At 42.5% G+C, this 26,183-nt stretch carries 25 protein-coding genes and 1 riboswitch; of the genes, 19 read left to right on the top strand and 6 right to left on the bottom strand.

From position 1 onward, the window contains the following. The first annotated feature begins 9 nt into the window (after window positions 1-9). A complete protein-coding gene (cbpC, locus tag OC529_RS07515; RefSeq protein ID WP_000698044.1) occupies window positions 10-1,029 on the top strand; it encodes a choline-binding protein CbpC in 1,020 nt (339 codons plus the stop codon). A gap of 317 nt (window positions 1,030-1,346) precedes the next feature. After that, a complete protein-coding gene (gene tig, locus OC529_RS07510) occupies window positions 1,347-2,630 on the top strand; it encodes a trigger factor (RefSeq protein WP_261030165.1) in 1,284 nt (427 codons plus the stop codon). Between the two features lie 47 nt (window positions 2,631-2,677). Here tig and OC529_RS07505 read toward each other — a convergent pair whose 3' ends face one another. The 3 genes from OC529_RS07505 to rnhC all read right to left on the bottom strand — a co-directional run bounded on the left by OC529_RS07505 (window position 2,678) and on the right by rnhC (window position 6,777). Beyond that, window positions 2,678-5,044, bottom strand: a complete 2,367-nt coding sequence (locus OC529_RS07505; protein WP_262081862.1) for an ATP-dependent RecD-like DNA helicase — start codon at window positions 5,042-5,044, stop codon at window positions 2,678-2,680. Window positions 5,045-5,277: 233 nt separating this feature from the next. Next, complete coding sequence (gene lepB / locus OC529_RS07500; RefSeq protein WP_101506910.1) at window positions 5,278-5,892, bottom strand: signal peptidase I; 615 nt, start codon at window positions 5,890-5,892, stop codon at window positions 5,278-5,280. A gap of 3 nt (window positions 5,893-5,895) precedes the next feature. Further along, window positions 5,896-6,777, bottom strand: coding sequence for a ribonuclease HIII (rnhC, locus tag OC529_RS07495; RefSeq protein ID WP_262081861.1), 882 nt, complete (start codon window positions 6,775-6,777; stop codon window positions 5,896-5,898). A gap of 86 nt (window positions 6,778-6,863) precedes the next feature. On the opposite strand from rnhC, the gene zapA reads away from it, so the two are divergent. From zapA to OC529_RS07465, 6 genes are all read left to right on the top strand, one after another. Further along, entirely contained in the window at window positions 6,864-7,166 is a 303-nt protein-coding gene (gene zapA, locus OC529_RS07490) for a cell division protein ZapA (RefSeq protein WP_000002019.1), read from the top strand. Then, window positions 7,163-7,711 carry a CvpA family protein gene (locus OC529_RS07485; RefSeq protein ID WP_262081860.1) on the top strand — a complete coding sequence of 183 codons (549 nt, stop codon included), beginning with the start codon at window positions 7,163-7,165 and terminating at the stop codon, window positions 7,709-7,711. The genes zapA and OC529_RS07485 overlap by 4 nt, the downstream gene beginning before the upstream one ends. A 218-nt stretch (window positions 7,712-7,929) precedes the next feature. After that, complete coding sequence (locus tag OC529_RS07480; RefSeq protein WP_262081859.1) at window positions 7,930-10,266, top strand: endonuclease MutS2; 2,337 nt, start codon at window positions 7,930-7,932, stop codon at window positions 10,264-10,266. Window positions 10,267-10,429: 163 nt separating this feature from the next. Further along, window positions 10,430-10,518, top strand: a riboswitch (glycine riboswitch). Between the two features lie 90 nt (window positions 10,519-10,608). Continuing rightward, window positions 10,609-11,931 carry an alanine/glycine:cation symporter family protein gene (locus OC529_RS07475; RefSeq protein ID WP_262081858.1) on the top strand — a complete coding sequence of 441 codons (1,323 nt, stop codon included), beginning with the start codon at window positions 10,609-10,611 and terminating at the stop codon, window positions 11,929-11,931. 131 nt (window positions 11,932-12,062) lie between these two features. Further along, complete coding sequence (locus tag OC529_RS07470) at window positions 12,063-12,611, top strand: carboxymuconolactone decarboxylase family protein (protein WP_262082047.1); 549 nt, start codon at window positions 12,063-12,065, stop codon at window positions 12,609-12,611. 108 nt (window positions 12,612-12,719) lie between these two features. Beyond that, the gene (locus tag OC529_RS07465) at window positions 12,720-13,619 is read left to right on the top strand and encodes a TDT family transporter (protein WP_262081857.1); all 900 of its coding nucleotides are present in this window, start codon (window positions 12,720-12,722) and stop codon (window positions 13,617-13,619) included. A 24-nt stretch (window positions 13,620-13,643) separates the two neighbouring features. Here OC529_RS07465 and serS read toward each other — a convergent pair whose 3' ends face one another. From serS to OC529_RS07450, 3 genes are all read right to left on the bottom strand, one after another. Then, window positions 13,644-14,918: a serine--tRNA ligase gene (gene serS / locus OC529_RS07460; protein ID WP_262081856.1), complete on the bottom strand. Its 1,275-nt coding sequence runs from the start codon at window positions 14,916-14,918 to the stop codon at window positions 13,644-13,646. Window positions 14,919-15,131: 213 nt separating this feature from the next. Then, entirely contained in the window at window positions 15,132-15,503 is a 372-nt protein-coding gene (locus OC529_RS07455) for a DUF956 family protein (protein WP_262079511.1), read from the bottom strand. Window positions 15,504-15,505: 2 nt separating this feature from the next. Continuing rightward, the gene (locus OC529_RS07450) at window positions 15,506-16,870 is read right to left on the bottom strand and encodes an aspartate kinase (RefSeq protein WP_262081855.1); all 1,365 of its coding nucleotides are present in this window, start codon (window positions 16,868-16,870) and stop codon (window positions 15,506-15,508) included. Window positions 16,871-17,278: 408 nt separating this feature from the next. Between OC529_RS07450 and OC529_RS07445 the strand changes: the two genes are divergently transcribed. The 11 genes from OC529_RS07445 (at window position 17,279) to accC (ending at window position 26,171) form a co-directional block, all read left to right on the top strand. Beyond that, window positions 17,279-18,064, top strand: coding sequence for an enoyl-CoA hydratase (locus OC529_RS07445; RefSeq protein WP_262081854.1), 786 nt, complete (start codon window positions 17,279-17,281; stop codon window positions 18,062-18,064). 92 nt (window positions 18,065-18,156) lie between these two features. Beyond that, complete coding sequence (locus OC529_RS07440; RefSeq protein ID WP_000386353.1) at window positions 18,157-18,591, top strand: MarR family winged helix-turn-helix transcriptional regulator; 435 nt, start codon at window positions 18,157-18,159, stop codon at window positions 18,589-18,591. After that, window positions 18,591-19,565: a beta-ketoacyl-ACP synthase III gene (locus OC529_RS07435; protein WP_262081853.1), complete on the top strand. Its 975-nt coding sequence runs from the start codon at window positions 18,591-18,593 to the stop codon at window positions 19,563-19,565. Before OC529_RS07440 ends, OC529_RS07435 begins: the two co-directional genes overlap by 1 nt. A gap of 58 nt (window positions 19,566-19,623) precedes the next feature. Beyond that, window positions 19,624-19,848, top strand: a complete 225-nt coding sequence (locus OC529_RS07430) for an acyl carrier protein (RefSeq protein ID WP_000257838.1) — start codon at window positions 19,624-19,626, stop codon at window positions 19,846-19,848. 117 nt (window positions 19,849-19,965) lie between these two features. Then, a complete protein-coding gene (fabK, locus tag OC529_RS07425; RefSeq protein WP_000857439.1) occupies window positions 19,966-20,940 on the top strand; it encodes an enoyl-[acyl-carrier-protein] reductase FabK in 975 nt (324 codons plus the stop codon). Then, window positions 20,933-21,856, top strand: coding sequence for an ACP S-malonyltransferase (gene fabD, locus OC529_RS07420; protein ID WP_262081852.1), 924 nt, complete (start codon window positions 20,933-20,935; stop codon window positions 21,854-21,856). The genes fabK and fabD overlap by 8 nt, the downstream gene beginning before the upstream one ends. A 40-nt stretch (window positions 21,857-21,896) precedes the next feature. Beyond that, entirely contained in the window at window positions 21,897-22,628 is a 732-nt protein-coding gene (gene fabG / locus OC529_RS07415) for a 3-oxoacyl-[acyl-carrier-protein] reductase (RefSeq protein ID WP_262081851.1), read from the top strand. Window positions 22,629-22,649: 21 nt separating this feature from the next. Further along, entirely contained in the window at window positions 22,650-23,885 is a 1,236-nt protein-coding gene (gene fabF / locus OC529_RS07410) for a beta-ketoacyl-ACP synthase II (protein ID WP_262079499.1), read from the top strand. 2 nt (window positions 23,886-23,887) lie between these two features. Next, window positions 23,888-24,373, top strand: coding sequence for an acetyl-CoA carboxylase biotin carboxyl carrier protein (accB, locus tag OC529_RS07405; RefSeq protein WP_262081850.1), 486 nt, complete (start codon window positions 23,888-23,890; stop codon window positions 24,371-24,373). After that, window positions 24,370-24,792, top strand: coding sequence for a 3-hydroxyacyl-ACP dehydratase FabZ (fabZ, locus tag OC529_RS07400; protein WP_000565515.1), 423 nt, complete (start codon window positions 24,370-24,372; stop codon window positions 24,790-24,792). The genes accB and fabZ overlap by 4 nt, the downstream gene beginning before the upstream one ends. Window positions 24,793-24,803: 11 nt before the next feature. Beyond that, window positions 24,804-26,171, top strand: coding sequence for an acetyl-CoA carboxylase biotin carboxylase subunit (accC, locus tag OC529_RS07395; RefSeq protein ID WP_262081849.1), 1,368 nt, complete (start codon window positions 24,804-24,806; stop codon window positions 26,169-26,171). The last annotated feature ends 12 nt before the right edge of the window (window positions 26,172-26,183 follow it).

Below are 26,183 nucleotides of genomic sequence, written 5' to 3'. Positions count from 1 at the left end.
GATATATAGATGAAAATTTTGAAAAAAACTATGCAAGTTGGACTGACAGTATTTTTCTTTGGTTTGCTAGCGACAAGTACAGTATTTGCGAATACCACAGGTGGCCGATTTGTTGATAAGGATAATAGAAAATATTATGTAAAAGATGATCATAAAGCAATCTATTGGCATAAAATAGACGGTAAAACTTACTATTTTGGTGATAAAGGAGAAATGGTAGTTGGTTGGCAATACATAGAAATCCCTGGGACAGGCTATCGTGATAATTTATTAGACAACCAACCAGTTAATGAAATTGCCCTTCAGGAGAAGTGGTACTATTTTGGACAAGATGGTGCTTTGCTAGAACAAACAGATAAACAAGTACTAGAGGCAAAAACGTCTGAAAACACAGGAAAAGTATACGGTGAACAATATACTCCATCTGCTGAAAAGAGAACTTATTATTTTGATAATAATTATGCTGTAAAGACAGGTTGGATTTATGAAGAGGGTCATTGGTATTATTTAAATAAGCTAGGAAATTTTGGCGATGATTCGTACAATCCACTACCAATTGGTGAAGTTGCTAAGGGTTGGACTCAAGATTTTCATGTTACTATTGACATTGATAGAAGCAAACCTGCTCCATGGTATTACCTAGACCCAGAAACTGGCATTATGCAAACAGGATGGCAATATCTAGGTAATAACTGGTACTATCTCCGTTCATCAGGTGCTATGGCAACTGGTTGGGTGAAAGATGGTTCAACTTGGTATTATCTAGATGCTCAAAATGGTGATATGAAGACAGGTTGGGCTTATGTTGGTAACAGTTGGTACTACCTTCGTTCATCAGGTGCAATGTCTACCGGTTGGGTGAAAGATGGTTCAACTTGGTACTACCTAAATGCAAGTAATGGAGATATGAAGACAGGCTGGTTCCAGGTCAATGGAAAATGGTACTATGCTTATAGCTCAGGTGCTTTAGCTGTTAATACCACAGTAGGTGGCTACTACGTCAACTACAATGGTGAATGGATTAAGTAATGAAGGCTAATTGTAAACTGTGATGGATACTTAACTTTTTATAATAGGTGGATAAAAGTCTTTAAAATAGAAAAAAACGCATATTATTAGGTGTTCAAAAACCTTGATAATATGCGTTTTTGTAGTGGAAAGATTTCTTCTTTAGTTGATTTCCTATCACTATTATATAATGCTTTTTGATTTCAATCTAGTATAAAGAAAACCAAGGAGAAACCATACTTCTACCATCATTGAAAAGCGCAGTCATTACTTGAAAAAAGTCGCCCATTTATGTTATAATAGACTGTATTTAAAAAATTTTAAGGAGAAATGACAGAATGTCTGTATCATTTGAAAACAAAGAAACAAACCGTGGTGTCTTGACTTTCACTATCTCTCAAGACCAAATCAAACCAGAATTGGATCGTGTCTTCAACTCAGTGAAGAAATCTCTTAATGTTCCAGGTTTCCGTAAAGGTCACCTTCCACGTCCTATCTTCGACAAAAAATTTGGTGAAGAGTCACTTTACCAAGATGTTATGAACGCTCTTTTGCCAAACGCTTATGAAGCAGCTGTAAAAGAAGCTGGTCTTGAAGTGGTTGCTCAACCAAAAATTGATGTAACTTCAATGGAAAAAGGTCAAGACTGGGTTATTACAGCTGAAGTCGTGACAAAACCTGAAGTAAAATTGGGTGACTACAAAAACCTTGAAGTATCAGTAGATGTAGAAAAAGAAGTAACTGATGCTGACGTTGAAGAGCGTATCGAACGCGAACGCAACAACTTGGCTGAATTGGTTATCAAGGAAGCTGCTGCTGAAAACGGCGACACTGTTGTCATCGACTTCGTTGGTTCTATCGACGGTGTTGAATTTGATGGTGGAAAAGGTGAAAACTTCTCACTTGGACTTGGTTCAGGTCAATTCATTCCTGGTTTCGAAGACCAATTGGTAGGTCACTCAGCTGGTGAAACTGTTGATGTTATCGTAACATTCCCAGAAGACTACCAAGCAGAAGACCTTGCAGGTAAAGAAGCTAAATTCGTGACAACTATCCACGAAGTAAAAGCTAAAGAAGTTCCAGCTCTTGACGATGAACTTGCAAAAGACATCGACGAAGAAGTTGAAACACTTGCTGAATTGAAAGAAAAATACCGCAAAGAATTGGCTGCTGCTAAAGAAGAAGCTTACAAAGATGCAGTTGAAGGTGCAGCAATCGATAAAGCTGTAGAAAACGCTGAAATCGTAGAACTTCCAGAAGAAATGATTCACGAAGAAGTTCACCGTTCAGTAAATGAATTCCTTGGAAACTTGCAACGTCAAGGTATCAACCCTGATATGTACTTCCAAATCACTGGAACTACTCAAGAAGACCTTCATAACCAATACCAAGCAGAAGCTGAGTCACGTACTAAGACTAACCTTGTTATCGAAGCAGTTGCCAAAGCTGAAGGATTTGATGCTTCAGAAGAAGAAATCCAAAAAGAAGTTGAGCAATTGGCAACAGACTACAACATGGAAGTTGCACAAGTACAAAGCTTGCTTTCAGCTGATATGTTGAAACACGATATCACAATCAAAAAAGCTGTTGAATTGATTACAAGCACAGCAACAGTTAAATAATCTTAATAAACAAAAATCCCACCTGCCTAGGTGGGTTTTCTGATGCACTATTTTCCAAAAATCTCTCTGAGGTCTGCATCTGTAATCCCAATCATGGCCGGGATGCTGTCCCAGTTTTCTTCGGTTAGGATGTAGGATTGTTCAGAGGCACTTGATGTGGCAGTTTCAGAGACAGCTGGTTGCTTTTCTTCAACATTCTCCAATAAATCACTGAAGCGTTCAATCAGATAGGTTTTTCGGGCAGTTCCGATATGTTGGGTAGCATAGTCAAAGGCCTGTAATTCGCCTAGTAAGATAAGCTTGCTTTTGGCGCGTGTAATGGCTGTATAGATGAGATTACGCTCCAGCATACGCCTGCTAGCACTGGTGATAGGTAGGATAACAACAGGGAACTCACTTCCCTGAGACTTATGGATACTCATGGCATAGGCCAAGCGAATCTTGTACCATTCGTTACGTGGGTAAGAGACCTCGTTGCCGTCAAAATCAATGACAATCTCGTCTTGTTTCGACTCGGTGTATTTACCCGGAATCAGGTCTGTGATGGCTCCTAAATCTCCATTAAAAACATTGATTTCAGCATCGTTGACCAAGTGAATGACCTTATCTCCTTTACGATAGTGACACTGGGGAGCTTCAAAACTGAGTTGGTCTTTTTGTGGTGGATTGAGCAGGTCTTGCATGAGCTGATTGATAGCATCAATCCCTGCCGTCCCTCGGTACATGGGAGCCAGAACTTGGATATCACGGGCAGGAATACCACTTCTGAGGGCAGCGCCTAAGATCTTTTCAATGGTGGCAGGAATATGGCCACTAGCGATTTCAAAGTAGGAACGGTCAGCTTTTTTCTGAGTGAAATCAGCTGGCAAGATGCCCTGTCGAATTTGACTAGCTAGGGTGACGATGGTTGATTCTTCGCTTTGCCGGTAAATTTTTTCCAAGCGAGTCTGAGGAATCAAGGGAATATGAAGCAGATCAGCTAGAACTTGTCCAGGACTGACAGAAGGCAACTGGTCGCTGTCGCCCACGATGAGGATTTTACTGTTAGAAGAGATGTTGGAGAAGAGTTGATTGGCCAGCCAAGTATCCACCATGGAAAATTCATCCACGATAATAAAGTCGGCATCCAGATAATCTTCCAGATGACTGGTATCATCGTCGCCTGTCATTCCCAAGTGACGGTGTATGGTCGCGCTAGGCAAGCCTGTCAATTCATTCATGCGGCGAGCTGCTCGGCCAGTTGGAGCAGCAAGAAGAATCGGTAAATTGCTTTTTTTCCTGAGGTCAAGTCCTTCTAAAAGGGCATAAACAGCGATGATACCATTGATAACCGTTGTCTTACCAGTACCTGGGCCGCCTGTCAGAATAAAGACCTTGTTCTGGATAGCATCACAGATAGCTTGTTTTTGAATGCTATCATACTCAATTCCCAGCTCTTCCTCGATAGTAGTGATATGTTTTTGAATGGTTTCTAAATCCTGGCTCTTCTGTTTTCCTTTTTCAAGGATACGAACCAGGTGACTGCGGATGCCTTCCTCAGCGAAAAAGAGACTGTTATCAAAAATCTTGGTATCAACCTGCTGAACCTTGTCTTCTTCGATCAGGTAGGAGAGTTCTTGGGCCACTTGGCTGGGGTCCAGTTCCACGGGACGGGAAGACTCAAGGAGAGTAAGGGTTTGTTCCAGCAAATCTCGTGCTTCAACATAGGTGTCCCCTGTTTCCATACAGGCCTGAAAAAGACTATGAACTAGACCGGCGCGGAAGCGTTCAGGAGCCTGACTTTCGATGCCTAGTTCCTCAGCTAGTTGGTCAGCAATGGTAAATCCCAAGCCCTTGATATCCTCAACCAATTGGTAGGGATAATTTTCAACCACATCAAGGGTTTCTTCCTTGTAAAAGTCTTGAATTTGAAATGCTAGTTTATTGGGAATGCCGTAGTTGGCTAGTTTGGCCAAGACCATCTCGGTTCCGTAGTTGAGACGGAGAGTGGAGACGAAAGCCTCACGATTTTTGGCAGAGAGCCCTGAGATGCCTTCTAGCTTTTCTGGGTGTTGCAGAATTTCGTCAATGGTATTGTCGCCATAGGTGTCGACGATTTTCTGAGCAGTCTTGAGACCAATCCCCTTGAAATGGCTACTTGAAAAGTACTTGACCAAGCCCTTGCTAGTTGGTTTTGCGCGTTCATATCGGCTGATTTGCAGTTGTTCCCCATACTTGGAGTGCTGGACAATTTGTCCCCAAAAAGTATAGTCTTCTCCCTCAATCACATCAGCCATGGTGCCCGTGACAATGATTTCAAAATCATCAAAGCTTTCTGCGTCTGTATCGTCGATTTCTAGGAGGAGGATACGATAAAAATTGCTGGGATTTTCAAAAATAATCCGTTCAATGGTTCCTGAAAAATAAACTTCCATAAAATTCCTTTGCATGAATAGGTGAGAGTTAATACTCTTCGAAAATCTCTTCAAACCACGTCAGCTTCGCCTTGCCGTACTCAAGTACAGCCTGCGGCTAGCTTCCTAGTTTGCTCTTTGATTTTCATTGAGTATAACTTTGTTTCTATCTTAATCAAACTGGATAGTGAATAATCATATTCTCACGATAGAAGAAGAGGCTGAGATTGGTGACTCTCGGCCTCTTAGGTCTCTTAAAATGTTCCGATACGGGTGATTGGCCAGAAGCGGAATTTAGCTTCCCCTGTAATATCTTTTGCTTTAAAGGTACCTACATGGCGGCTGTCGCTCGAAACCAAGCGGTCATCTCCGAGGAGAAGGTATTCTCCTTCTGGAACAGTAAAGCTAAAATTGGTATTGTAGTTGACATCAACTGTGAAGGCTTGAGCTTTTTGAGCGATACTTCTAAAGAAAGTTCCTTTATTTCCTTCAAATCCCTTGCCTGAGTAAGTGCTTTGGAGTTTATCATCCTTGAAACGTTTGATGTAGTCAGCTAGGTAAGGCTCATCCGTCTCTTTATCATTGATGTAAAGTTTATCGTTCTCGTAACGGATGGTGTCACCAGGCATTCCGATGACACGCTTGACGATGTCCTTATTTCCATCTTCTTCATGGGCCACCACGATATCAAAACGGTCAATAGGGAGGTGTTTGACAACAAAGAGAATTTCGCCATCCGCTAGGGTAGGATCCATAGAATGCCCTTCTACGCGGACATTACTCCAAAAAAAGATACGACTTAAAGCTAGTAATGACAGAATCAGGAGGAACAATCCCCACTCTTTTAGGAAACTTTTAAATGAATTCATAACTTACCTTTCTAAGCGTTTTTTCGCTTTTTCAGTATTTTTAAAGTGCAGTTTGGCGCAGAAGTTGAGTCCCTGCATACCATAGGCTTGTAAAATCTGGCTAGCTACCTTATCAGAAGCCGTTCCAGCTCCACTTGGAAGTTGATAGCCCAGTTCTCGTCCCAGATTTTCAAGATTTTCCAGAAAGAGATCACGCGCAATGATAGAAGAAACTGCGACAGCCAAGTATTTGCCCTCAGCCTTTTCTTCTAAGCTGATAGGATTACTGAAACGATTGGCCTCTTGTGCCAAGTACTTGTCATAATTTTTAGCACTAGTAAAGGCATCAATCACAATTTTCTCAGGCTGAATGCCTTTTTGAAGAAGGAGATAGATAGCCTGGTTATGGAGGGCTACCTTAACCGAAACAGCATTGTAGCGGTCTCCGATGACCTCGTTGTACTTGCTTGGTGAGAGAAGCAATGCCTGGTGCTGGATTTTTTCTTTGAGAATAGGGGCAATCTGACGGATCTTTTGGTCGGTCAGTGTCTTGGAATCCCCCACACCGAGTTTTCGCAAGAAGTCATGCTGGTCAGGTGTGACAAAGGAAGCCACAACTGCAAGCCCACCAAAGTAGGAACCATTCCCTACCTCATCCGTCCCAATCAAAGGAAGATTTTGCCCCCTGTTTTCCTCTACAACTTGATAGCCAAAGAAACTAGCGTATTTCTCAGCGCCTTCACCCTGAAGTAAGACCTTTCCAGAAGTATAGATAGAAACCGTTGCCTGAGGCAGTCTCAAAAAGTAGTGGATATAGGGATTCTTGCTGGGAGCCAGACTGGTTTGATAGTGTTCAAGAAAAGCCTGAATCTCCTTTTCACTTGGTGTGAGTGTTATACTTGCCATAGTTTCTATTGTACCATAAAAGCAGGCAAATTTGTAAAAACTGACAAAGTTAGCGAATTTTGGTATAATATCGTGAGGTGAATTTTATGGCAAATCTAAATCGATTCAAATTTACATTCGGGAAAAAATCATTAACCTTGACAAGCGAGCATGATAACCTTTTTATGGAGGAAATCGCTAAGGTTGCGACAGAAAAATACCAAGCAATTAAAGAACAAATGCCAAGTGCAGACGATGAAACAATCGCTCTTTTGTTGGCAGTCAACTGTTTGTCAACTCAACTCAGTCGTGAGATTGAATTTGACGATAAGGAGCAAGAATTAGAAGAACTCCGTCACAAGCTCGTGACTTGCAAGCAAGAACAGAGCAAGATTGAGGACTCCTTATGATTTCACTCCTTCTTCTATTGGTCTTGGCTTGGGGATTTTATATCGGCTATCGGAGAGGTCTCCTCTTACAGATTTATTACCTGATTTCAGCCATGGCATCGGCTTTTATGGCTGGCCAGTTTTATAAGGGACTTGGAGAGCAATTTCATTTGTTGCTTCCTTATGCAAATCCGCAGGAAGGTCAGGGGACTTTCTTCTTCCCGTCGGATCAACTCTTTCAGCTGGATAAGGTCTTTTATGCAGGTATCGGCTACTTGCTTGTATTTGGGATTGTCTATAGCATCGGTCGTTTGCTTGGTCTCCTCTTACACTTGATCCCTAGTAAAAAACTGGGTGGTAAGTTGTTCCAAGTTTCAGCAGGTGTCTTGTCCATGTTGGTGACCTTATTTGTCTTGCAAATGACCTTGACCATACTAGCAACCATTCCCATGGCAGCTATACAAAATCCTCTTGAAAAGAGTATCGTCGCAAAACACATCATCCAGAGCATACCGGTAACAACTAGTTGGCTCAAACAAATCTGGGTGACAAATTTAATCGGATAAAAAGGGCAGGAGTTTTCCTAGCCCTTTGTTTACAGATTTGACTAGAATCTATCAGAATGTAAAAAGCTAATACTCTTCGAAAATCTCTTCAAACCACGTCAGCTTCCATCTGCAACCTCAAACCACTGTTTTGAGCAACCTGCGGCTAGCTTCCTAGTTTGCTTTTTGATTTTTATTGAGTATCATACACCTAGACATTCAAAGACAAGGAAATAAAGATGAACAAGAAAATATTAGAAACATTAGAGTTCAATAAGGTCAAGGCCTTGTTTGAACCCCATTTGTTGACTGAGCAGGGCTTGGAGCAATTGAGACAGTTGGCTCCAACTGCCAAAGCGGATAAAATCAAACAGTCTTTTGCTGAGATGAAGGAAATGCAGGATCTCTTTGTCGAGCAACCGCATTTTACCATTCTCGCAACTAAGGAAATTGCAGGAGTCTGCAAGCGCTTGGAGATGGGGGCGGATCTCAATATCGAGGAGTTCCTACTCTTGAAGCGCGTGCTTCTTGCCAGCCGAGAGCTGCAAAGTTTTTATGCCAATCTGGAAAATGTCAGCTTGGAAGAATTAGCCCTTTGGTTTGAAAAATTACACGATTTTCCGCAATTACAAGGAAATCTCCAAGCCTTTAATGATGCAGGTTTCATTGAAAATTTTGCCAGTGAAGAATTGGCGCGCATCCGTCGAAAAATCCATGATAGCGAGAGTCAGGTTCGCGATGTCTTGCAAGATTTGCTCAAACAAAAAGCGCAGATGTTGACAGAAGGGATTGTTGCCAGCAGAAATGGTCGTCAGGTTTTACCAGTCAAAAACACCTACCGCAATAAGATTGCAGGTGTCGTTCATGATATTTCTGCTAGTGGAAATACCGTCTATATCGAACCCCGTGAGGTGGTCAAACTGAGCGAAGAAATTGCCAGTTTGCGAGCAGATGAGCGCTATGAAATGCTTCGCATTCTTCAAGAAATCTCGGAACGTGTTCGCCCTCATGCGGCTGAGATTGCCAATGATGCTTGGATTATCGGCCATCTGGACTTGATTCGTGCCAAGGTCCGCTTTATCCAAGAAAGGCAAGCAGCCGTTCCTCAGCTGTCAGAAAATCAAGAAATTCAACTGCTCCATGTCTGCCATCCTTTGGTCAAAAATGCCGTCGCAAATGATGTCCATTTTGGTCAAGATTTAACAGCGATTGTCATTACAGGTCCCAATACGGGTGGGAAGACCATCATGCTTAAAACTCTGGGATTGACGCAGGTTATGGCTCAGTCCGGTTTGCCGATTTTGGCAGACAAGGGAAGTCGTGTTGGTATTTTTGAAGAAATCTTTGCTGATATTGGCGATGAGCAATCTATTGAGCAGAGCTTGTCTACCTTCTCTAGCCACATGACCAATATCGTGGATATTCTTGGCAAGGTCAACCAAGATTCACTCTTACTTTTGGATGAGTTGGGGGCTGGTACAGATCCCCAAGAGGGAGCCGCCCTTGCCATGGCTATTCTGGAGGACCTTCGCCTGCGTCAAGTTAAGACTATGGCTACAACTCACTATCCGGAACTCAAGGCCTACGGTATTGAGACAGCCTTTGTGCAAAATGCCAGCATGGAGTTTGATACTGCAACTCTTCGCCCGACTTATCGCTTTATGCAGGGAGTTCCTGGTCGAAGCAATGCCTTTGAGATTGCCAAACGTCTAGGCCTATCTGAAGTTATCGTAGGGGATGCTAGTCAGCAGGTCGATCAAGACAATGATGTCAATCGGATTATTGAGCAACTAGAAGAGCAGACGCTGGAAAGCCGCAAACGCTTGGATAATATCCGTGAGGTGGAGCAAGAAAATCTCAAGATGAACCGTGCTCTCAAAAAGCTTTACAATGAGCTCAATCGTGAAAAGGAAACGGAGCTCAACAAGGCGCGTGAACAGGCTAGTGAGATTGTAGACATGGCCCTCAGTGAAAGTGACCAGATTCTTAAGAATCTCCATAGTAAATCTCAACTTAAACCCCACGAAATCATTGAAGCCAAGGCTAAATTGAAAAAATTGGCTCCTGAAAAAGTAGACTTATCTAAAAATAAGGTTCTTCAAAAGGCCAAGAAAAAACGAGCTCCAAAGGTGGGAGATGATATCGTGGTGCTCAGTTATGGACAGCGTGGTACCTTGACCAGTCAACTCAAGGACGGCCGCTGGGAAGCCCAAGTTGGCTTGATTAAGATGACCTTAGAAGAGAAAGAATTTGACCTCGTTCAAGCCCAGCAAGAAAAACCAGTCAAGAAGAAACAAGTCAATGTGGTGAAACGAACTTCTGGTCGAGGACCTCAAGCTAGACTGGACCTTCGAGGCAAACGTTACGAAGAAGCTATGAATGAGCTAGATGCTTTTATCGACCAAGCCTTGCTTAACAATATGGCTCAAGTTGATATCATCCATGGTATCGGAACAGGTGTCATCCGTGAAGGTGTCACCAAATACCTACAAAGAAACAAGCATGTCAAGAGTTTCGGCTATGCCCCACAAAATGCTGGAGGCAGTGGTGCGACTATTGTCACTTTTAAAGGATAGCAGTATTCTGGACTTTATAAAGTAAAAACTGTTGAACTAATTTTTACTAATAAACACATTGACAAAAGCCAACATTTTTTGTAAAATAAGAATCAATTAAATACCAACACCGAATGAAGTTTAATAGAAGTGGGGAATCGTTTGATTTTCCATGACTGTAAATGGACGGAACTCTGGAGAGACCGTAAAGGCACCGAAGGGGCAAGGCAGGCAACTGCTCAAACTCTCAGGTAAAAGGACAGAGCTAGGATAGACCGCTTTTTAGCATTTATCTAAGCATTCCAGAGTACATGTATCTTGCATGTGCTCTTTCTTTTGGGGTTGAAAAGATAGGAGAAGGAAATGTTAGAATTGCTTAAATCAATTGATGCTTTTGCTTGGGGTCCACCCCTCTTGATTTTATTGGTCGGGACAGGGATTTACCTAACTATTCGGCTAGGACTCTTGCAGGTTTTGCGTCTGCCCAAGGCCTTTCAGCTTATTTTTATCCAGGATAAGGGACATGGAGATGTATCCAGTTTTGCAGCTCTGTGTACAGCCTTGGCATCAACCGTTGGAACAGGAAATATCATAGGAGTTGCGACGGCTATCAAGGTTGGTGGACCAGGAGCCCTCTTTTGGATGTGGATGGCGGCTTTCTTTGGAATGGCTACCAAGTATGCGGAAGGACTCTTGGCCATCAAATACCGCACCAAGGATGACCATGGTGCAGTAGCGGGAGGTCCCATGCACTATATCCTTCTAGGAATGGGAGAAAAGTGGCGTCCACTTGCTGTTTTGTTTGCAGTAGCAGGAGTACTGGTTGCTCTCTTGGGAATCGGAACCTTCACCCAAGTCAACTCGATTACAGAATCTATCCAAAATACAACGGCGATTTCACCAGCCATCACAGCTCTCGTCTTGTCTGTCTTTGTAGCGATTGCAGTCTTTGGCGGACTCAAGTCCATTTCAAAGGTTTCAACTACCGTTGTTCCTTTTATGGCTATCATTTATATTTTGGGAACTCTTACAGTTATTTTCTTTAATATCGAGAAAATCCCTGCCACAATCGCTTTAATTTTGACATCAGCATTTAGTCCCCTTGCTGCGGTAGGTGGATTTGCTGGTGCTAGCATTCGGATGGCTATCCAAAATGGTGTTGCGCGTGGTGTCTTTTCAAATGAATCTGGTCTGGGTTCTGCTCCCATTGCAGCGGCTGCGGCTAAGACAAATGAACCAGTAGAGCAAGGTTTGATTTCCATGACAGGAACCTTTATTGATACCCTCATTATCTGTACTCTGACTGGTTTAACCATCTTGGTAACTGGTGTTTGGAGTGGTGACTTAAATGGGGTTGCCTTGACTCAGTCAGCCTTCTCAACAGTCTTTTCACATTTTGGGCCTGCCCTCTTGACCATCTTCCTTGTACTTTTTGCCTTCACGACGATTCTAGGTTGGAACTATTACGGAGAACGCTGTTTCGAGTTTCTCTTTGGGGTTCGCTTTATCTGGCTCTACCGTGTGGTCTTTGTACTCATGGTCTTGTTGGGAGGATTTATCGAGTTGGATATGGTTTGGATTATCGCAGATATTGTCAATGCCTTGATGGCTCTGCCAAACTTGATTGCCCTCTTAGTCTTGTCGCCAGTCGTTATTGCTGAGACTAAAAAGTATTTTAATAAATAATGGAATCACACATTGCGTGTGATTTTTTGCTTTTATAAAAAATTTCTATCGGTGCAATTTAAAATATATATTATACACGGTATAGAATCTGTGATAGACTAGATTTCAACAACATGAAAAGAGGTTTTATGATGACAACATTTACAATTCATACAGTAGAATCAGCGCCAGCAGAAGTGAAAGAGGTTCTTGAAACAGTAGAAAAAGATAACAATGGCTATATTCCCAACCTAATCGGTCTCTTGGCTAATGCACCGACTGCTTTAGAGGCTTATCGTACTGTCGGAGCTATCAACCGTCGCAATAGCCTGACACCCGTTGAGCGCGAAGTCGTGCAAATCACGGCAGCCGTGACCAATGGTTGTGCCTTCTGTGTTGCAGGTCATACAGCTTTTTCCATCAAACAAATCCAGATGAATGATGACTTGATTCAAGCTCTTCGCAATCGTACTCCAATTGAAACAGATCCTAAATTGGACACTCTGGCTAAGTTTACCTTGGCAGTTATCAATACCAAGGGTCGTGTAGGAGATGAAGCCTTGGCTGAGTTTTTAGAAGCTGGTTATAGCCAACAAAATGCCTTGGATGTGGTTCTTGGTGTCAGTCTAGCAAGCCTCTGTAACTATGCCAACAATCTAGCTAATACCCCAATTAACCCAGAATTGCAACCTTATGCTTAATTCATATCTGAGTAAAATGAAGTCTGAAATAATCGGACTTCATTTTTTATCCCCTCATTTAAGCGCTTTTATGCTATACTGAAACTAACATGATTATTGGAGGTTAGGATGAAAAAACTCCCCTTAGTATTTTCAGGTTGTTTGCTAGGTTTGGCAGGAGCTGGAAATCTTATTTTAGATACGTTGCCGGTTCTGTCCCATCTGTTGAGTCTGACAGGTTTGATTTTGTGGATTTACTTTCTGATTCTTCATCTCTTTAATTGGAAGGAAACCAAGCAAGAATTGACCAAGCCCCCTCTTTTATCAGGGATGGCAACCTTTCCCATGGCTGGGATGATTTTATCAACTTATGTCTTTCGCGTATTCCCTCATCTTCCTTTGGTAGCGCAAGGGCTCTGGTGGTTTTCATTTCTCTTGGACTTGGCCTTGATTGCTGATTTCACCATCAAGTTTGCCTGTCCAGGTCGTAGGGTTCATGCGACTCCTAGCTGGACGGTTCTCTATGTGGGGATAGCGGTGGCTGCCTTGACCTATCCTCTGGTAGGCATCATCGAAATTGCCTATGCGACCTTGAGTTTTGGTTTTCTCTTGACCTTCTATCTCTATCCCCTTATTTATAGCGATTTAAAGAAACATCCACTCCCACTAGCCTTGCTTGGCCAAGAAGGAATCTATTGCGCTCCCTTCTCTCTACTCTTGGCTTCTCTAGTTCGAGTTGGAGGAGAGAGTCTACCAACTTGGCTCTTAATCGTTATGATTTTGGCTTCTCAATCCTTCTTTTTCTTTGTTTTAACTCGCCTACCCAATATTTTAAAGCAAGGCTTTCAACCAGCCTTCTCAGCCCTCACTTTCCCGACCATTATCACAGCTACTTCGCTTAAGATGGCTCAGGGAATCTTGAAACTTCCATTTTTGGATTATTTGGTAGTGGCTGAAACCGCTATTTGCTTAATTATTTTACTCTTTGTATTAGGCGCTTATCTGATTTGGTTACGAAAAAAGGTCTAGCTAGAAATAGCTAAACCTTATTTTTTATGGTTTGATGACTTCAGCTCCACCCATGTATGGACGAAGAACTTCTGGGATGGTCACAGAACCATCTGCATTTTGGTAGTTTTCAAGAATAGCAGCCACTGTACGTCCAACTGCAAGTCCAGAACCATTCAAGGTATGGAGCAATTTCACCTTGCCATCTGCTTCATCACGGTAACGGATTTGGGCACGACGGGCTTGGAAATCTTCTGTGTTTGAACAGCTTGAGATTTCACGGTAGGTATTTTGTGCTGGAATCCACACTTCCAAGTCGTAAGTTTTGGCAGCTGAGAAGCCCATATCTCCAGTAGAGAGAGCAACGACACGGTATGGAAGGTTAAGTTTTTGAAGGATGTTTTCAGCGTTGGCTGTCATTTTTTCCAATTCTTCGTAAGATTCTTCTGGCTTGGCAAATTTAACCATTTCAACCTTGTGGAATTGGTGCAAACGAATCAAGCCACGAGTATCACGACCAGCTGAACCAGCCTCAGAACGGAATGAAGGACTCATAGCAGTGAAGTAGATTGGCAGGTCTTTACCGTCCAGGATTTCATCACGGTAGTAGTTTGTCAGAGGAACCTCAGCTGTAGGAATAAGGACATAATTGCTGTCACTCAATTCAAAAGTATCTTCCTTGAATTTTGGATATTGACCAGTACCAAACATAGAATCGTGGTTAACCATGTAAGGCGTGATGACTTCCGTATATCCTTCCTTTCCATGCTCATCCAACATAAAGTTGTAGATAGCACGTTCCAAACGAGCACCGAGACCTTTATAGAAGAGGAAGCGAGCGCCTGTTACCTTACCACCGCGTTCCCAGTCAAGGATACCAAGATCTTCACCAAGATCCCAGTGAGCTTTAGGTTCGAAATCGAACTCGCGTGGAGTACCCCAACGGCGAACTTCCACATTGTCGTCTTCGTCAGCCCCAACAGGAACGCTATCAGCTGGAATATTTGGAAGAGTAGTGGTAAATTCTGTTAATTTAGCATCGATTTCTGCCAATTCAGCATCCAAGGCTTTGACTTCAGAAGATAGATTTTGCATAGCAGTAATCTTGTCATCTGCATTTTCCTTGTTGCGTTTGGCTTGGGCAATCTCAGCAGAAACTGTGTTACGTTTTGCTTTTAAAGTTTCAACCTTGACCAAGATGTCACGACGTTTAGCATCGATTTCTTTCATCTCATTCAAGACAGCAGCATCTACACCACGTGTAGCCAATTTTTCTGCGACAGCTTCAAAGTCTGTACGAATACGTTTGATATCTAACATAAGAACTCCTTTATGAAAAAAGCACACCTGACAAAGCGTTGGAGTGGCAGGGCCACGGTTCCATCCAACTTCACAGGTGTGCACTCGAATGTGTATGCAATTGTTACTAACGGTAGAATTTCACCTATCTCTCCTATCTGCTCGCAGCACCCGCAGACTTTCTGAAAGAAGAAGATAACCTACTTATCCGTTGCTATGATTATACTAAAGTTTCTACTTTTTTGCAAATAGATTTTTAAATTTTTGGCTAATTGTCTGAATCAGGGTCGGAAGTTTTACGACCTTGTCATTTCCCAGTTTTTCGCGTGCAATTTTAAGAATGGCACCTGAGTCTTTTGAGGCAAAGAGGAATTTTCCTTTGTCTGTAAAGACTTCGAAGTGGCGACTGATTTTGCGACCAGAAACGTTAGCTCCAATTTGGTTGATATGGCTCCAAGGAATCTGGATAAATTGTTCAACATTGACATCTGGGTAAAATTCCAGAGCCTGATCTCCGACAAGAAATTTCCCAACTTTCCCAGCTATAGAGAGGTAGGAGGTACCTGTCGTGCTGAGAAGAACAGTTTTGTTAAGAGATTGGGCCATGACTAGTCTTCCTTACTTTCACCGAAAAAGGCATTGTAAAGGGCTTTAATAGCTGCTTTTTCTTGGTCCTTATTGACAACGAACATGATAGAAACTTCACTAGAACCTTGAGACATCATCTGGATGTTGATCTTATTTTCAGATAGAGCGCGTGTCGCAGTAGCAGTGACACCAATATGACTCTTCATCTTTTCTCCAACAATCATAATGATAGAAAGGTCGTGTTCGATTTCTGCATGGTCTACTTCAGCCTTTTGAACCAACTGACGAAGGATTTCTTCTTCCTTTATAGGAGTTAGTTCGCGAGAACGGAGAATGATAGAAAGATCGTCGATACCTGTTGGCATATGTTCCCAACCGATGTTAAGATCTTCAAGGATTTGCAGGACCTTGCGACCAAATCCAACCTCACGGTTCATGAGGTATTTAGACATATTGATGCTGACAAAGCCAGAATCACCAGCAATTCCCACAACTGGGAATTCATCACTACTATGTTTTAGAACGATACGAGTACCTGGATGATCAGGATTGTTGGTATTCTTGATAACCAGAGGAATTTTTCCACGGTAGGCAGGTAGAAGAGCTTCATCATGAAGGACTGAGAATCCTGCATAGGCCAACTCACGCATTTCACGGTAGGTTAACTCAGGAATCGAGTGTGGTTGGTGGATAATACCTGGGTGAGCCGCAAAGATACCATCAACGTCCGTAAAGTTTTCATAAAGGTCAGCTTTGACACCAGCAGCAATGATAGAACCTGTAATGTCTGAGCCTCCACGTGAGAAGGTACAGATTTGATTTTCCTTGGTAACTCCAAAGAAACCAGGAATGACAAGAACTTCATTTGCATTTGTCAATTCCTCAATCTTGTCATAACTTGATGGAATAATGCGAGCGTGACCAGGTTCACTTGTGACCACAATACCAGCTTCTCTAGGGTGAACATAGCGTGCATCAATCCCATTTTGATTAAAGTAGGCTGCGATCAATTTAGCATTGTTGTTTTCACCGGCTGCTAGGAAAGTGTCGTAGAGAAATTCATTTTCTTCGATAGGAAGAGTGGCCAAGGCACGAATGCTTTTAGAAATTTTTTCTAGAATAGCTGGCTTTAGTCCCAATTCGCTAACCATAGCAGCATAGCGGTCGATAATCCAGCTTTGACTCTTGCTAATATCGTTACCAGCAACATAGTCGCGGTAGTATTTAATCAAGGCATCCGTAACCTTAGTATCTTCAGCATTGCGTTTACCAGGCGCAGAAACGACTACAAAACGACGCTCTGGATCGCTTTTTACGATGTTTAAAACTTTTTCTAATTGACTAGCAGAGGCAAGAGAGCTACCTCCAAATTTAACAACCTTCATAAGAACTCCTAAAGTAAGTATTTTATACGATTATAGCAGAAAGAAAGCCTTTTTTCAATGAAGAAAATAAGATGCTTTCTAGCCTAAAGCGAGCCTTTCCAATCGGCTGAGACACTTTCAGTTGATTTTTTCTTGCTTTCGAGTTTTAAAAAAGCTATACTTTGACAATGAAATAATTTAATACTCAACGAAAATTAAAGAGCAAACTAGGAAGCTAGCCGTAGACTGCTCAAAGCACTGCTTTGAGGTTGTAAATAAGACTGACGAAGTCAGCTCAAAACACTGTTTTGAGGTTGTGGATAGAACTGACGAAGTCAGTAACCATACCTACGGCAAGGCGAAGCTGATGTGGTTTGAAGAGATTTTCGAAGAGTATAAACTGCTTATAAAATAAAAAAAGGAGTCCAGATGGAACACATTATTTATCAGCTTGAAGAGGATTTGGCAATCCTTACCTTGAATCGTCCTGAGGTCGCGAATGGTTTTCATATTCCTATGTGTGAGGAGATTTTAGAAGCGCTGACTTTAGCAGAAGAGGATCCAGCTGTGCATTTTATCTTAATCAATGCCAATGGCAAAGTCTTTTCAGTTGGGGGAGATTTGGTAGAGATGAAGCGGGCAGTGGATGAGGATGATATTCCATCATTGACAAAAATCGCAGAGTTGGTCAATACGATTTCCTATAAAATCAAGCAAATAGCCAAACCTATTTTAATGGAAGTTGACGGTGCTGTTGCAGGTGCCGCAGCCAATATGGCTGTTGCGGCAGATTTCTGTCTTGCAACGGATAAGGCTAAGTTTATCCAAGCCTTTGTTGGCGTCGGCTTGGCTCCAGATGCAGGTGGGATTCATCTCTTGAGTCGAAGTATTGGTGTGACGCGTGCTGCTCAGTTAGCTATGACAGGTGAGGCTTTGAACGCAGAAAAAGCTCTAGAGTGGGGGCTAGTTTACCGCGTTTCTGAAGCTGATAAACTTGAAAAGACGAGAGAACAGCTTCTTAAAAAATTAAGACGTGGTTCAAGTAATTCCTATGCAGCCATTAAGAAGTTGGTTTGGGAGAGCCAATTTAAAGACTGGCAGGATTATGCTACTTTGGAACTGAACCTACAGGGATCCTTAGCTCAAACAGAGGATTTCAAAGAAGGAGTGCGAGCTCATTCGGAGAGAAGACGGCCTAAATTTACAGGAAAATAAAAAAATGCTTGCATCATTCTTTGAACTTTGATATAATTCTCTTGTCAAATGTTTTGATTGTAAAAGTTTTTTTGAGAAGGAGGGATATGAAAATGGACTACCAACGAATTAATGAATATTTAACATCTATATTTAACAATGTCCTTGTCATTGAGGAAGTGAGCTTGAGAGGTAGTCGTTTCAAGGATATCTCCATCAAAGAAATGCATACGATTGATGTGATTGGGAAATTCCCAGACGTGACACCAAGTCAAGTGTCAAAAGAGTTGATGGTGACTCTTGGGACAGTTACGACTAGTTTGAATAATCTCGAACGCAAGGGTTACATTGAACGCATTCGCTCAGAGCAGGATCGTCGCGTGGTGCATCTACATTTGACAAAGAAGGGTCGCTTGGTTCATAGGCTGCATAAACGCTTCCACAAGGCCATGGTTGAAAAAATCATTGATGGTATGAGTAAGGAAGAAATTGATGTTATGAGCAAAGGTTTGACCAATCTTTATCAATTTTTGGAGGATTTGAAATAATGGCTTTTGCAAAAATAAGCCAGGTTGCTCATTATGTGCCAGAGCAAGTGGTTACAAATCACGACTTGGCTCAGATTATGGATACCAATGATGAGTGGATTTCAAGTCGGACGGGAATACGACAAAGGCATATTTCAAGAACAGAATCTACCAGTGATTTGGCTACAGAGGTTGCTAAGAAACTGATGGCAAAAGCTGGAATCACAGGGGAGGAGTTGGATTTTATCATCCTAGCTACCATTACTCCAGATTCGATGATGCCCTCTACAGCTGCTCGTGTTCAAGCCAATATTGGTGCTAATAAAGCCTTTGCTTTTGACCTAACAGCAGCTTGCAGTGGATTTGTATTTGCTCTTTCAACTGCTGAAAAGTTTATCGCTTCTGGTCGCTTTCAAAAAGGCTTGGTGATTGGTAGTGAAACCCTCTCTAAGGCAGTAGATTGGTCAGACCGATCAACAGCTGTTTTGTTTGGAGATGGTGCCGGAGGTGTCTTGTTAGAAGCTAGCGAGCAAGAGCATTTCTTGGCTGAGAGTCTCAATAGCGATGGAAGTCGTAGTGAGTGTCTGACCTATGGACATTCAGGGTTACATTCTCCATTTTCAGATCAAGAAAATGCAGATTCATTTTTGAAGATGGATGGACGCGCAGTCTTTGATTTTGCTATTCGGGATGTAGCCAAGTCTATCAAGCAGACTATTGATGAATCTCCTATAGAGGCGACAGACTTGGATTATCTGCTACTTCATCAGGCTAATGACCGTATTTTGGATAAGATGGCTAGAAAAATTGGGGTTGACCGAGACAAACTTCCAGCCAATATGATGGAATATGGTAATACCAGTGCAGCCAGTATCCCGATTTTACTTTCAGAGTGTGTAGAACAAGGTCTCATCCCTTTAGATGGTAGCCAGACTGTTCTGCTATCAGGCTTCGGTGGAGGCTTGACCTGGGGCACGCTCATTCTTACAATTTAGGTAATCATGTGGTGAACACATTGTTATAAAAAACTATTTATTTTAAAGGAGTCCTATCATGGCAGTATTTGAAAAAGTACAAGAAATTATCGTTGAAGAACTTGGAAAAGACGCATCAGAAGTAACACTTGAATCAACTTTTGATGATTTGGATGCAGATTCATTGGACTTGTTCCAAGTAATCTCAGAAATCGAAGATGCTTTTGATATCCAAATCGAAGCAGAAGATGACTTGAAAACAGTTGGTGACTTGGTTGCCTATGTTGAAGAGCAAACAAAATAAGAAGAATATAAGATAGAAGGAGTAGGGAAACCCGCTCCCTCTTGTTTAGGCAATAGTTTGATTGTCAAATTATGACAGTATCGAACTATTACGTAAGCAAGAAACGATGGAGGCACTATGAAAACACGTATTACAGAATTATTGAACATTGATTATCCTATTTTCCAAGGAGGAATGGCCTGGGTCGCTGATGGTGATTTGGCAGGAGCTGTTTCCAAGGCTGGAGGACTAGGGATTATTGGTGGTGGGAATGCTCCGAAAGAAGTCGTCAAGGCAAATATTGATAAAATCAAATCATTGACTGATAAACCTTTTGGTGTCAACATCATGCTCTTGTCTCCCTTTGTGGAAGATATTGTAGACCTCGTTATCGAGGAAGGTGTTAAGGTAGTGACAACAGGTGCAGGAAATCCTGGTAAATACATGGAACGTTTTCATGAAGCAGGGATTACAGTTATTCCAGTTGTACCAAGTGTTGCCCTAGCTAAACGCATGGAAAAAATCGGTGCGGACGCTGTTATCGCAGAAGGAATGGAAGCTGGGGGGCATATCGGTAAATTAACAACCATGACCTTGGTGCGTCAAGTGGCGGCAGCTGTATCTATTCCTGTTATTGCTGCAGGAGGAATTGCGGATGGTGAAGGTGCTGCGGCTGGATTTATGCTAGGTGCAGAGGCTGTTCAGGTTGGAACTCGTTTTGTCGTTGCAAAAGAATCTAATGCCCATCCAAATTACAAGGCCAAGATTTTAAAAGCTAGAGATATTGATACTACGATTTCAGCTCAACACTTTGGCCATGCTGTTCGTGCTATTAAAAATCAATTGACTCGTGATTTTGAAAAAGCTGAGAAAGATGCCTTTAAACAAGAAAATCCTGATTTGGAAATCTTTGAACAAATGGGAGCGGGTGCCCTAGCCAAAGCGGTTGTTCACGGAGATGTGGATGGTGGCTCTGTTATGGCGGGTCAAATTGCGGGGCTTGTTTCCAAAGAAGAAACAGCTGAAGAAATCCTAAAAGATTTGTATTACGGAGCAGCTAAGAAAATTCAAGAAGAAGCCTCTCGTTGGGCAGGAGTTGTAAGAAATGACTAAAACAGCCTTTTTATTTGCTGGTCAAGGTGCCCAGTATCTAGGGATGGGACGGGATCTCTATGATCACTACCCGATTGTCAAAGAAACGATTGATCAAGCGAGTCAGGTACTCGGTTATGATTTGCGTCATCTCATCGATACGGAAGAAGACAAACTCAATCAGACCCGCTATACGCAACCAGCTATTTTAGCAACTTCAGTTGCTATTTACCGATTATTGCAAGAAAAGGGCTATCAGCCTGATATGGTTGCTGGTTTGTCTCTTGGAGAATACTCTGCCTTGGTGGCCAGTGGCGCCTTGGATTTTGAAGATGCGGTTGCTTTGGTAGCTAAACGTGGCGTCTATATGGAAGAAGCAGCTCCTGCTGGCTCTGGCAAGATGGTGGCAGTACTCAATACGCCAGTAGAGGTCATTGAGGAAGTCTGTCAGCAAGCTTCTGAACTTGGAGTGGTTACCCCAGCCAACTATAATACACCTGCACAAATCGTCATTGGTGGAGAAGTGGTTGCGGTTGACAGAGCTGTTGAACTCTTGCAAGAAGTAGGTGCCAAACGCTTGATTCCTCTCAAGGTGTCAGGTCCCTTTCATACCGCTCTCCTTGAGCCTGCTAGCCAGAAACTAGCTGAAACTCTAGCTCAAGTAAGTTTTTCAGATTTTACTTGTCCCCTAGTCGGCAATACAGAAGCTGCTGTCATGAAAAAAGAAGACATCGCTCGACTCTTGACGCGTCAGGTCAAGGAGCCAGTTCGTTTCTATGAAAGTATTGCGGTTATGCAAGAAGCAGGCGTAACCAACTTTATCGAGATTGGACCGGGGAAAGTCTTGTCAGGCTTTGTCAAAAAAATTGATAAAACGGCTAAACTAGCCACTGTCGAAGATCAGGCTAGCTTGGAAGCCCTGTTGGGAAACAAGTAATCCCTTCTCCCATAAATACAAGAGGAAACAGGAGAAAAGAATGCAACTAAAAAATAAAAATATCTTTATTACAGGTTCGAGTCGTGGAATTGGCCTTGCCATTGCCCACAAGTTTGCTCAAGCAGGAGCCAATATTGTTTTAAACAGTCGTGGGGCAATCTCAGAAGAATTGCTCGCTGAGTTTTCAAACTATGGTGTCAAGGTGGTTCCCATTTCAGGAGATGTATCAGATTTTGCAGACGCTAAGCGTATGGTTGAGCAAGCTATTGCAGAGCTGGGTTCAGTAGACGTTTTGGTCAACAATGCAGGGATTACCCAAGATACCCTGATGCTCAAGATGACAGAAGCGGATTTTGAAAAAGTTCTCAAGGTTAACTTGACCGGTGCCTTTAACATGACACAATCAGTCTTGAAACCGATGATGAAAGCCAGAGAAGGTGCTATCATTAATATGTCTAGTGTTGTTGGTTTGATGGGAAATATTGGTCAAGCTAACTATGCTGCTTCTAAGGCTGGTTTGATTGGTTTTACCAAGTCTGTGGCGCGTGAAGTGGCCAATCGCAATATCAGAGTTAATGCTATTGCACCTGGAATGATTGAGTCCGATATGACAGCTGTCCTATCAGACAAGGTCAAAGATGCCATGCTGGCGCAAATTCCTATGAAAGCATTTGGGCAGGCAGAGCAGGTTGCAGATTTGACAGTATTTTTAGCAGGCCAAGATTATCTAACTGGTCAAGTGGTTGCCATTGATGGTGGCTTAAGTATGTAGCAGAAGCTAGAGGTAAAAAAGATGAAACTAAATCGCGTAGTAGTAACAGGTTATGGAGTGACATCTCCAATTGGAAATACACCAGAAGAATTTTGGAATAGTTTGACAACTGGAAAAATCGGAATTGGTCCAATTACAAAATTTGATCATAGTGACTTTGATGTGCATAATGCGGCAGAAATCCAAGATTTTCCTTTTGATAAATACTTTGTTAAGAAGGATACCAATCGTTTTGATAACTATTCTTTGTATGCCTTGTATGCAGCCCAAGAGGCTGTCAACCACGCTAATCTGGATGTAGAGGCTATTGACAAGGATCGTTTTGGTGTTATTGTGGCCTCAGGTATTGGTGGAATCAAAGAAATTGAAGATCAAGTGCTTCGCCTAAATGACAAAGGGCCAAAACGTGTGAAACCATTGACCCTTCCAAAAGCCTTGCCAAATATGGCTTCAGGAAATGTTGCCATGCGTTTTGGAGCAAGCGGTGTTTGTAAATCCATCAATACTGCCTGCGCTTCATCAAATGATGCGATTGGGGATGCCTTCCGCTCAATTAAGTTTGGTTTCCAAGATGTTATGTTGGTAGGTGGTTCAGAGGCCTCTATCACACCTTTTGCTATTGCTGGTTTCCAAGCCCTAACAGCTCTCTCTACTACAGAGGATCCTACTCGTGCTTCGATCCCATTTGATAAGGATCGCAATGGGTTTGTTATGGGTGAAGGTTCAGGGATGTTGGTTCTTGAAAGTCTTGAACACGCCGAAAAACGTGGCGCTACTATCCTGGCTGAAGTGGTTGGTTACGGAAATACTTGTGATGCCTACCATATGACTTCACCACATCCAGAAGGTCAGGGAGCTATCAAGGCCATCAAACTAGCCTTGGAAGAAGCTGAGATTTCTCCAGAGCAAGTAGCCTATGTCAATGCTCACGGAACGTCAACTCCTGCCAATGAAAAAGGAGAAAGTGGTGCTATCGTAGCTGTTCTTGGTAAGGAAGTACCTGTATCATCAACCAAATCATTCACAGGACATTTGCTGGGTGCTGCAGGTGCAGTAGAAGCTATCGTCACAATCGAAGCCATGCGTCATAACTTTGTACCAATGACAGCTGGAACAAGTGAAGTATCAGATTATATCGAAGCCAATGTCATTTATGGACAAGGCTTGGAGCAAGAAATTCCATACGCTATTTCAAATACTTTTGGTTTTGGTGGCCACAATGCAGTTCTTGCTTTCAAACGTTGGGAGAATAAATAAGTATGAATTTAAACGATATTAAAGACTTGATGGCCCAATTTGACCAGTCAAGTTTGAGAGAATTTTCTTATAAAAATGGGACGGATGAGTTGCAGTTTAGCAAGAATGAAGCGAGACTGGTGTCTGAAGTTGCATCTCAAGTCGCTCCAGCGCCCGTTCTAGCAGCACCGAGTCCAGTGGCTCCTACATCTGCTCCAGCAGAAACTATAGTGGAAGAAGTTCCAGCTTCAGCAGAAACAAGTGTGGCTGCTGAGGGAGATCTTGTAGAGAGCCCACTTGTTGGGGTAGCTTACTTGGCTGCTGGTCCAGATAAACCTGCCTTTGTGACAGTTGGTGATAGTGTTAAAAAAGGTCAAACATTGGTAATTATCGAAGCCATGAAAGTCATGAATGAAATCCCAGCTCCTAAGGATGGTGTGGTAACGGAAATTCTCGTTTCTAATGAAGAAATGGTTGAGTTTGGTAAAGGATTGGTACGTATCAAATGATCGATATTCAAGGAATCAAAGAAGCCCTTCCCCACCGTTATCCTATGCTCCTAGTGGACCGTGTGTTGGAAGTGAGCGAGGATACCATTGTTGCCATCAAAAATGTGACCATCAATGAGCCCTTCTTTAACGGTCATTTCCCTCAATACCCTGTTATGCCAGGTGTTCTGATCATGGAAGCATTGGCGCAAACAGCTGGTGTCTTGGAGTTGTCAAAACCTGAAAATAAGGGGAAACTGGTCTTTTACGCTGGTATGGACAAGGTTAAGTTCAAGAAGCAAGTTGTACCAGGCGACCAATTGGTTATGACGGCAACGTTTGTAAAACGCCGTGGCACAATCGCTGTGGTTGAAGCAAAGGCTGAAGTGGATGGCAAGCTTGCAGCTAGTGGTACTCTTACCTTTGCAATTGGGAACTAAGGAGGTTCTCCATGTTTCGAAAAATTTTAATTGCCAATCGTGGTGAAATTGCGGTTCGTATTATTCGTGCGGCGCGTGAATTGGGCATTGCGACCGTAGCAGTCTATTCAACTGCTGATAAGGAAGCTCTTCATACGCTTTTGGCAGATGAAGCAGTTTGTATTGGCCCTGGTAAGGCGACAGAGTCTTATCTCAATATTAATGCGGTTCTATCAGCTGCAGTTTTGACTGAGGCAGAAGCCATTCACCCAGGTTTTGGATTTCTCAGTGAAAATTCCAAATTTGCGACCATGTGTGAAGAGGTGGGAATCAAGTTTATCGGTCCATCTGGCCATGTTATGGATATGATGGGAGATAAGATCAATGCGCGTGCTCAGATGATCAAAGCAGGTGTACCTGTCATTCCAGGTTCAGATGGAGAAGTGCATAACTCTGAGGAAGCTTTGACTGTCGCTGAAAAAATTGGCTATCCTGTTATGCTCAAGGCTTCCGCAGGTGGAGGTGGTAAAGGGATTCGTAAGGTTGAAAAACCAGAAGATCTCGTTTCTGCCTTTGAAACTGCTTCAAGTGAAGCCAAAGCCAATTATGGCAATGGTGCCATGTACATAGAACGGGTTATCTATCCAGCTCGTCACATCGAGGTTCAAATTCTAGGAGATGAGCATGGACATGTGATTCACTTGGGGGAACGGGATTGTTCTCTTCAACGGAATAACCAAAAGGTTTTAGAAGAAAGTCCTTCGATTGCAATCGGCAAAACGCTACGCAATGAAATTGGTTCTGCTGCTGTTCGAGCTGCAGAGTCTGTTGGTTATGAAAATGCAGGGACCATTGAGTTTCTTCTTGATGAAGCCAGTGGTAAATTCTATTTCATGGAAATGAATACACGTGTTCAGGTAGAGCATCCAGTAACAGAGTTTGTTTCAGGTGTGGATATCGTTAAGGAACAAATTCGCATTGCGGCAGGTCAGGCACTGTCTGTTAAGCAAGAAGATATTGTCCTACGAGGTCATGCCATCGAGTGTCGTATCAATGCAGAAAATCCAGCCTTCAACTTTGCTCCAAGTCCAGGTAAGATCACCAATCTCTATCTTCCAAGTGGAGGAGTTGGCTTGCGCGTGGATTCAGCAGTTTATCCAGGTTATACCATTCCGCCTTATTATGATAGTATGATTGCTAAAATCATCGTTCACGGCGAAAATCGTTTTGATGCCTTGATGAAAATGCAACGTGCCCTTTATGAATTAGAGATTGAAGGAGTGCAGACCAATGCAGATTTCCAGCTTGACCTCATTTCAGATCGCAATGTCATTGCTGGAGATTATGATACTTCCTTCTTGATGGAAACCTTTTTACCCAAGTATCAAGAAAAAGAATAAAATGACTTCAAG

Source organism: Streptococcus sp. Marseille-Q5855, assembly GCF_946901985.1.
Classification (GTDB): Bacteria; Bacillota; Bacilli; order Lactobacillales; family Streptococcaceae; genus Streptococcus.
Note: the sequence above shows the minus strand (reverse complement) of the source record. Positions and strands in the feature narration are given on the sequence as shown.